We start from the raw sequence: 7,685 nt of genomic DNA on the forward strand, positions 1-7,685 counted from the left end.
GCGGCTAGCGCTCCGGCGGCAGCATGAACGCCAGGTCGGCCCCCTGGGGTGCCTGGGTCACCTGCTCGTGAACCAGCCGGTCCCAGCCACGCGCCGGGGCGGGGGCGGGGGACCACACGGCGCGGCGCCGCGCCATCTCATCCTCCGCCACCAGCAACTCGATCCGGCGATCCTTCACGGAAAGCCGGATGCGATCGCCGGTCTGTGCCAGGGCGAGCGGCCCGCCGACCGAGGCCTCCGGCGCCACATGCAGCACGATGGTGCCGAAGGCGGTGCCGGACATGCGGCAGTCGGAAATCCGCACCATGTCCTTCACGCCAGCGCGGGCCAGCTTCTTCGGGATCGGCAGGTAGCCGGCTTCGGGCATGCCGGCGGGGCTGCGCGGCCCGACATTCTTCAGCACCAGGATATCGGTCGCCAGCACGTCCAGCTCCGGGTCGTCGATCCGGTTGGCCAAATCCTCCAGCCCGTCGAACACCAGGCAGCGTGCCTCCGTCTCGAACAGGGACGCGGTGGCGGCGCTGCGCTTGAGGATGGCACCATCCGGGGCGAGGGACCCGTATAGGGTGACGAGGCCGCCGACCGGGCTGACCGGCGTCTCCCGCGCGCGGATGATCTTGCGGTCCACGAAATGGCTGCCGTCGCCGATCCGATCGCGCAGCGTCACGCCATCCAGGTCCAGTGTATCCAGGTCCAGCAGGTCGCGGATCTCCCACAGCAGCGCCTGCATGCCGCCGGCGCTGTGGAAATCCTCCATGTAGCCTTCGCCGGTTGGCTTCAAATCGACCAGCACGGGGGTGGTTTCGCTGAGTTCATCGAGACGCTTGAGGTCCAGCTTCAGCCCGGCGCGGCCGGCGATGGCGGCCAGGTGGACCACGGCGTTGGTGGAACCGCCGATCGACAGCAGCACCCGCACGGCATTGTCCAGATTGCCCTGCGTCATCAGCGACAGCGGCGTGACCGGCTTCTGGATGAGCCGCACCGCCTGCGCGCCGGCTTCCTCCGCCATCCGCAGCCTATCCGCATGCACGGCGGGGGCGGAGGCGGCATCCAGCGGCATGAAGCCGAGCACGCTGGCGATGCAGGCCATGGTGCTGGCCGTGCCCATCACGCCGCAGGTGCCGGCGGTGGTGGCGAGCTTGCCCTCCAGCGTCTTGATCCGCTCCCCCGTCACCTCCCCGGCGCGGTAGCGGGCCCAGTAGCGGCGGCAATCGGTGCAGGCGGACAGACGCTCCCCGGCGAAGGACTGCGCCAGCATCGGCCCGACCACCAGCATGACGCTCGGCGTGCCGGAGGAGATGGCGGCCATCAGCTGCGCCGGCACCGTCTTGTCGCAGCCGCCCACCAGCACCGCGGCATCCATCGGCTGGTTCGCCAGCATGGCTTCCGTGTCGAGCGCCATCAGGTTGCGGTAGTGCATGGAGCAGGGGGAGAGCGAGGGCTCGCAGATGCTGATGGTCGGGAAGGCCAGCGGCAGGCCGCCGGCGGCCAGCACGCCGCGCTTCACCGCCTCGATCAGCTCCGGCGCCGTGCGGTGGCAGTTGTTGTAGTCGGACCCGGTGTCGGCGATGCCGACCACCGGCTTGTCCAGCATCGCCTGGGAATAGCCCATGGATTTGGCGAAGGACCGGCGCAGATACAGCGCGAAATCGCGATCGCCGTAGTTGGAGGCATTCCTGCCCAGGCCCATCGGCTTCGGGATTTCCGGCTTGTCGGTCATCTTGCTGTCTCCCCACGCCCCGGCGCCGCCCACCTCACGCCGGGCGGTGACAGACGCAGCAGAGCTTGTTGCCATCGGGGTCGCGAAGATACGCCCCGTAGTAGTCGGCATGATAATGCGGCCGCAGCCCAGGGCTACCCTCCTCCGCCCCACCTTGTGCCAGGCCGGCGGCGTGGACGGCGCGGACGGTGGCGCGGTCGGGGGCCTCGAAGGCCAGGGTGGCGCCGTTGCCGGCGGTGGCCGGGCCGCCATCGATCGGGCGCATCAGCCAGAATTGCGGGCTGGCATCGGGGTTGGCGGCATAGCCGGCATGGCCCTGGTCCGCATCCGTGTGGAAGCGGGTGAGGCCGAGCGGGGCGAGCAGCGCATCATAGAAGGCCATGGCGCGCGGGAAATCATTGGTGCCGAGGGTGGCGTGGCTGAACATGGCGGGGTCTCCGGTTGTCGGGACGGGTTCTGCCACGTCCGCGCTTGATGCGTCCTGCGGGACTGCATGGCATGACGGTATCCCGATACCGCCACCGGAAAGCCCCGGTTTCGCTTGACTTTCCGGCCCTGCCGCCGGATACAGCGCGCCAGACCGATACTCGGAATTACGAAGCAGATGCTTACTCGGCAAACCACCTCCATCAAGCCGGCGGAGGTCACCAAGAACTGGGTGCTGATCGACGCGGAGGGCCTCGTGCTCGGCCGCCTCGCCAGCATCATCGCCAACCGCCTGCGCGGCAAGCACAAGCCTACCTTCACCCCGCATGTGGATTGCGGCGACCATGTCGTCGTGATCAACGCGAAGAAGGTCCGGGTCACCGGCCAGAAGGCCGAGCAGTCCGTGTTCTACTGGCACACCGGCTATGCCGGCGGCATCAAGGGTCGCACCTTGGCCGAGCGCCTGGCCAGCCCGCACCCCGAGCGGGTGCTGGAGAAGGCGGTGGAGCGCATGATCACGCGCGGCCCGCTCGGCCGGGCCCAGATGCGCAATCTGCATGTCTACGCCGGCCCCGAGCATCCGCATGCCGGCAACACGCCGGCTGCGCTGGATGTCGGTGCGCTGAACCGCAAGAATGTCTTCGGCGCCCCCGCGAAGGCCGCCGCTGGTAAGGCTGCCTGAGCATGAGCGAGACCGAAGCACCCCGCACCGATGCCCCGCGCAGCGATGCACCTCGCACCGGCGGTTCCCTGGCCGAACTGAAGGACCTGGTCGACGCGGCCGGCGGCACCGCCGCGGAGCCTGCGGCGATCGTCGCGCCGAAGCGTGACGCGCAGGGCCGTTCCTACGCCACCGGCCGCCGCAAGAACGCGATCGCCCGCGTCTGGGTGAAGCCCGGCAAGGGCAACATCGTGGTCAACGGCAAGCCCTCCACCACCTATTTCGCGCGCCCCGTGCTGCGGATGGTGATCGGCCAGCCCTTCCTGGTGGCAGATCGCGACCAGCAGTTCGATGTCTTCGCAACCGTCGTCGGCGGCGGCCTGTCCGGCCAGGCCGGCGCCCTGCGCCACGGCATCACCCGCGCGCGGACCTACTACGAGCCGGGCCTGCGCGGCATCCTGAAGAAGGCCGGCTTCCTGACGCGCGACAGCCGCGTGGTCGAGCGCAAGAAGTACGGCAAGGCGAAGGCCCGCCGATCCTTCCAGTTCTCCAAGCGCTGACGCCTCGCGGACGGGCGTCACGCCCGGCCGCATGGCTGGTTATACAGGGGGGCAGGTCCGCAAGGGCCTGCCCCTCTTGCTTTTTGGGCCGCCGGAGGGCGGCATGCGTGCGATCCGAGGGAACACGAAAATGGCCAAGGGCCCCATCCCCAGCGTCTTCATCGACGGCGAAGCCGGCACCACCGGGCTGCAGATCCGCGATCGCCTGGCGCATTTCCCCGGCATCGCGCTGCGCTCCATCCCAGATGACCAGCGCAAGGACCCCGCGGCGAAGCGCGCGCTGATGGCGGAGGTGGATCTGGTGGTGCTGTGCCTGCCGGATGCCGCGGCGAAGGAAAGTGCGGCCATGGCGGCGGGGCTCGGGGCCGATGCGCCGAAGCTGATCGATGCCTCCACCGCGCATCGGGTCGACCCGGATTGGGTCTACGGCTTTCCCGAATTGAACGCGGCCCAGGCGCAGGCCGTCGCGGGCGCCATGCGCGTCTCCAACCCCGGCTGCTACCCCACGGGCGGCATCGCGCTGATTCGCCCGCTGGTCGAGGCCGGCATCCTGCCCGCCGACTACCCCATCACCATCAACGCCGTCTCCGGCTACTCCGGCGGCGGCAAGCAGATGATCGCGGAGTTCGAGCCGACCCGCACCGCGGCGCCGTTCTTCCTGTACGGGCTGAACCTGGACCACAAGCATGTGCCGGAGATGCAGCGCTACGGCGCGCTGACGCGGCGGCCGATCTTCGTGCCCTCGGTCGGGGATTTCGCGCAGGGCATGCTGGTATCCGTGCCGCTGCACCTCGATCTGCTGAACGGCAAGCCGACGCCCGCCGACCTCGAAGCCTGCCTGCGGAGCGCCTATGCCGGAAGTGGCTGGGTGCGCGTGGCGGCGGCGGACCCGAAGGCGCGGCTGGCGCCGGAGGAGCTCAACGGCAGCAATTTCCTCGAACTGCGCGTGTTCGGAAATGCGGCCCAAGGCCAGGCGGTGCTGGTGGCCAAGCTGGATAATCTGGGCAAGGGTGCATCCGGCGCCGCGGTGCAGAATATCGGCCTGATGCTGGGCGTGGACGTCTCCGCCGCCCTGCCGCTGGCCGCCTAGGGAGAGAAGAACGACATGACCGGTCCCGTCATCCCCTTCGAGGATAAGACCCCGCAAATTCATCCGGAGGCCTGGGTGGCGCCGACCGCCATCGTCATCGGCGATGTCGAGATCGGCGAGGATAGCAGCGTCTGGTATCACTGCGTGCTGCGTGGCGACACCAACATCATGCGCATCGGCGCCCGCACCAACATCCAGGATGGCAGCGTTCTGCACCTCAATGCGGGGGCGGAACCGCTGATCATCGGCGATGACGTCACCATCGGCCATGCCTGCATCATCCATGCCTGCACCCTGAAGAACCGCGCCTTCGTCGGCATGGGTGCGACCGTGCTGGACCGGGCGGTGATCGAGGAGGGCGGGATGCTCGGCGCCGGCGGCATGCTGCCGCCCGGCAAGGTGATCGGCCCGAATGAGCTGTGGATGGGCAGCCCGGCCAAGCTGGTGCGGGTGATGTCGGCCGAGGAGCGCGGCAAGTTCGACCGCACCGCGCCGAATTATGTCGCACTGTCCAAGCGGCATCGCGCCTCCCTGGCGCGTGGATAGCCCAGCGCCTCCCTGGCGCGTGGATAAACGAGCGCCTCCCTGGCGCGTGGATAGCCGAGCGCCTTCTTGGTGCGCGGGTGGCCCCGCCGAGGCGTGATTTGGCGGGGCGTATGGGCCGCCCTACCTCATGGCCAACCTGCCGGAAAGGGCCGCCCGTCATGCGCCTTCGCCTTGCCGCCCTGGCCACCGGCCTGCTGCTGGCAGCCGGGTGCGCGCCAATGCCGCCGCCCGAATTCGTGAACCTGCCGCCTTCCGCCGAAAGCCCTGGTGCCGGGGACCCGACGCGCGGCGCCATCCTCGCCTCCTCCTATGCCTTCGGCACGCCCTCCAGCCTGGCGGGCGACCCGGCCGCAGCGGCGGAAGCCTTGGCGCAGCTTGAATATCTCACCGTGGAACTGGGCTTCGGCGGTGCCTGGCGGGACATGCACCCGCTGGTTTCGACGGAGCTGCGCCTGGCCAGGGCGGAGGCGCGGGCGGCGCTGGGCTTCCGGCAGGAGGCCTCGGCCCAGGATGCGGTCGATTCGCTGTATGGTGCCTCCGCCGCGCTGCGCCGGGGCGATCGTGCCGCGGCCGGCACCAGGCTCGCCCCGCTGGCCGGGCCGGGCGGGGCCGATGCGGCGCTGGCGCGGCTGGCGGATCTGCCGCCGCTGCCGCGCGCCGCCGCGGCAACCGCCCGGGCACGCGATGCCCTGAACCGCCGGGACAGCAACCGGAATCAGCGTGAGCTGCGCTTCTAGGCTCATACCCGCGCTTCTGCTGCTCGCCGGCTGCGCCGCGACTCCAGTCGCGACGCAGCCGGATGTGCCATTGGCCATGCCGGAAGGCGCCGGTGACCCGGTGCGCGGCGCGGTGCTCGCGGCCGCCCCGGCCTTCGCCGATACGGCAAGCCTGGCCGGGCGTCCGGCCGAGGCGGCCCGTCAGGCGGCGCGGCTGGAATGGCTGGCTGCCAGCCTGGTGCGGCAGCCGGATTGGCGTCGCGCCTCGCCGCTGCTCGGCCCCGCGCTGCGGGCCGGGAGGGTGGAGCTGAGGGTGGCGCTGGGTGTGCCGGACAGCGCGGCGCCGCAGGCGGTCGCGGCAGCGATGCTGAACGCGGCCGGCGCCCTGGAGGCGGGACAGGTTGCGCGGGCGGAGGCGGCGCTGGATCAGGTCTCGGCCGGGCAGGGCAGGGAGGTACTGCGGCGCCTGGCCGCATTGCCGCCACTGCCGCGTGCGGCGGAAGCCACCAGCCTGGCGCAGGCGGAGCTTATGAATGACGGCCGCTGGGATCTCGACTGATTCAGCTCGACTGGCCCCAGACAGCACAACGGCCCCGTCGCGCGAGGCGACGGGGCCGTTGGAAGGCGCGAAACGCGGGCCGGATCAACCGGCCCGGCGCATCAGACGCGCTTCAGGTTGCCAGCAGATTCCTTGCCCTGCTGGCCGCGCTGAATCTCGTACTCGATCTTGTCGCCCTCGCGCGGGTCCTGAAGACCGGCGCGCTGCACATCGGAGATGTGCAGGAAGACGTCCTTGGAGCCGTCTTCCGGCTGGATGAAGCCGTAGCCCTTGGTTGCGTTGAACCACTTAACAGTGCCGATAGCCATGATGGAGGTGTTCCGTTCATGAGAGGGGCCGCATCACGACATCGTGGTGCGGATCACGCTGAGGGGAAACGGACACCAGGCTCGGCACTCAATGGATGAGCAGGAGGGGCAGGCCGGACCAAACGACGATGACCCGACTGATATGACGGTTGCACGCCGGGATTGCAACCCACCCCTGACACATAGGCCGCGACCTCGCGCGTCTGCGATCCGCAAGGGTCTTGCGACGTCTGTAGCCTTGGCTACATACTGACGGCACGGCAAGATCATCAACCCAAGACGACATCCATCCGCAACCAACCCGCGACACAGCAAGGGACAGATATGACGGGATCCGCTTCTCGCCGCCGCCTGCTGGCTGCCACGCTTGGGCTTGCAACGCTCGCTGCCACCACCGGGGCCACCGCCGGGACCGCCGCCGCCCAATCCCCGAAGCGTATCGTTGCCACCTTCACCGTGCTCGCCGACATGGCGCAGAACGTGGCCGGGGACGCGGCGCTGGTCGAAAGCCTGACGCGCCCGGGCGCCGAGATCCATGACTATGAGCCGACGCCGCTGGATGTGGTCCGCGCGCGTTCCGCCGACCTCGTGCTGTGGAACGGCCTGGGGCTGGAGCGCTGGTTCGAACGTTTCTTCAGCCGCGCCGGCCACGCCCGCCAGGCGGTGCTGACGGAGGGGATCACCCCGATCGGCATCGGCCAGGGCCCTTATGAGAACCAGCCCAACCCGCATGCCTGGATGTCGCCCACCCTGGCGCTGGTCTATGTCGAGAACATCCGCAAGGCGCTGGCCGATATCGACCCCGCCAACGCCGCCATCTACGCCGCCAATGCCGAGCGCTACGCGGCGCAGATCCGCGCGGTGGATGTCCGGCTGCGCGAAAGCCTGGCCCGCCTGCCGGCGGATCGCCGCGTGCTGGCCACCTGCGAGGGCGCCTTCAGCTACCTGACGCGCGACTACGGGCTGCGCGAGGCCTATCTCTGGCCGATCAACGCCGACCAGCAAGGCACGCCGCAGCAGGTGCGCAAGGTGATCGATCAGGTGATCGCCCACAAGATTCCGGCCGTGTTCAGCGAAAGCACGATCTCGCCGAGCCCCG

The 7,685-nt window shown here is 69.6% G+C and carries 10 protein-coding genes; 7 read left to right on the top strand and 3 right to left on the bottom strand.

The window, feature by feature from the left end; translation table 11 throughout:
• Positions 1 to 4: 4 nt before the first annotated feature.
• Both Q8S40_RS22915 and Q8S40_RS22920 read right to left on the bottom strand, forming a co-directional pair.
• Entirely contained in the window at positions 5 to 1,720 is a 1,716-nt protein-coding gene (locus Q8S40_RS22915) for a dihydroxy-acid dehydratase (RefSeq protein WP_305672260.1), read from the bottom strand.
• 34 nt (positions 1,721 to 1,754) lie between these two features.
• Positions 1,755 to 2,183: a VOC family protein gene (locus tag Q8S40_RS22920; protein WP_305672261.1), complete on the bottom strand. Its 429-nt coding sequence runs from the start codon at positions 2,181 to 2,183 to the stop codon at positions 1,755 to 1,757.
• 141 nt (positions 2,184 to 2,324) lie between these two features.
• Between Q8S40_RS22920 and rplM the strand changes: the two genes are divergently transcribed.
• The 6 genes from rplM (at position 2,325) to Q8S40_RS22950 (ending at position 6,278) form a co-directional block, all read left to right on the top strand.
• Positions 2,325 to 2,828, top strand: a complete 504-nt coding sequence (rplM, locus tag Q8S40_RS22925; protein ID WP_305672262.1) for a 50S ribosomal protein L13 — start codon at positions 2,325 to 2,327, stop codon at positions 2,826 to 2,828.
• Positions 2,829 to 2,830: 2 nt separating this feature from the next.
• On the top strand, positions 2,831 to 3,367 hold the full coding sequence (gene rpsI, locus Q8S40_RS22930; protein WP_305672263.1) for a 30S ribosomal protein S9: 537 nt from the start codon (positions 2,831 to 2,833) through the stop codon (positions 3,365 to 3,367).
• A 130-nt stretch (positions 3,368 to 3,497) separates the two neighbouring features.
• Positions 3,498 to 4,457, top strand: coding sequence for an N-acetyl-gamma-glutamyl-phosphate reductase (gene argC / locus Q8S40_RS22935; RefSeq protein ID WP_305672264.1), 960 nt, complete (start codon positions 3,498 to 3,500; stop codon positions 4,455 to 4,457).
• A gap of 15 nt (positions 4,458 to 4,472) precedes the next feature.
• Positions 4,473 to 5,003, top strand: coding sequence for a gamma carbonic anhydrase family protein (locus Q8S40_RS22940; RefSeq protein ID WP_304810906.1), 531 nt, complete (start codon positions 4,473 to 4,475; stop codon positions 5,001 to 5,003).
• 158 nt (positions 5,004 to 5,161) lie between these two features.
• The gene (locus tag Q8S40_RS22945) at positions 5,162 to 5,740 is read left to right on the top strand and encodes a hypothetical protein (protein ID WP_305672265.1); all 579 of its coding nucleotides are present in this window, start codon (positions 5,162 to 5,164) and stop codon (positions 5,738 to 5,740) included.
• The gene (locus Q8S40_RS22950; RefSeq protein ID WP_305672266.1) at positions 5,724 to 6,278 is read left to right on the top strand and encodes a hypothetical protein; all 555 of its coding nucleotides are present in this window, start codon (positions 5,724 to 5,726) and stop codon (positions 6,276 to 6,278) included. The genes Q8S40_RS22945 and Q8S40_RS22950 overlap by 17 nt, the downstream gene beginning before the upstream one ends.
• Before the next feature lie 101 nt (positions 6,279 to 6,379).
• On the opposite strand, the gene Q8S40_RS22955 is transcribed toward Q8S40_RS22950, so the two are convergent.
• A complete protein-coding gene (locus Q8S40_RS22955; protein ID WP_168051108.1) occupies positions 6,380 to 6,586 on the bottom strand; it encodes a cold-shock protein in 207 nt (68 codons plus the stop codon).
• A gap of 324 nt (positions 6,587 to 6,910) precedes the next feature.
• On the opposite strand from Q8S40_RS22955, the gene Q8S40_RS22960 reads away from it, so the two are divergent.
• A partial coding sequence (locus tag Q8S40_RS22960; RefSeq protein WP_305672267.1) for a metal ABC transporter solute-binding protein, Zn/Mn family occupies positions 6,911 to 7,685 on the top strand: 775 nt, incomplete at its 3' end.

The sequence above is a fragment of the Falsiroseomonas sp. genome (assembly GCF_030695085.1).
Taxonomy (GTDB): domain Bacteria; phylum Pseudomonadota; class Alphaproteobacteria; order Acetobacterales; family Acetobacteraceae; genus Falsiroseomonas.

Bases quoted from the DNA above. Each gene is read 5' to 3' on its own strand.
- Q8S40_RS22915 (WP_305672260.1), bottom strand. From the start codon at position 1,720: ATGACCGACAAGCCGGAAATCCCGAAGCCGATGGGCCTGGGCAGGAAT.
- rplM (WP_305672262.1), top strand. From the start codon at position 2,325: ATGCTTACTCGGCAAACCACCTCCATCAAGCCGGCGGAGGTCACCAAG.
- rpsI (WP_305672263.1), top strand. From the start codon at position 2,831: ATGAGCGAGACCGAAGCACCCCGCACCGATGCCCCGCGCAGCGATGCA.
- argC (WP_305672264.1), top strand. From the start codon at position 3,498: ATGGCCAAGGGCCCCATCCCCAGCGTCTTCATCGACGGCGAAGCCGGC.
- Q8S40_RS22940 (WP_304810906.1), top strand. From the start codon at position 4,473: ATGACCGGTCCCGTCATCCCCTTCGAGGATAAGACCCCGCAAATTCAT.
- Q8S40_RS22945 (WP_305672265.1), top strand. From the start codon at position 5,162: ATGCGCCTTCGCCTTGCCGCCCTGGCCACCGGCCTGCTGCTGGCAGCC.
- Q8S40_RS22955 (WP_168051108.1), bottom strand. From the start codon at position 6,586: ATGGCTATCGGCACTGTTAAGTGGTTCAACGCAACCAAGGGCTACGGC.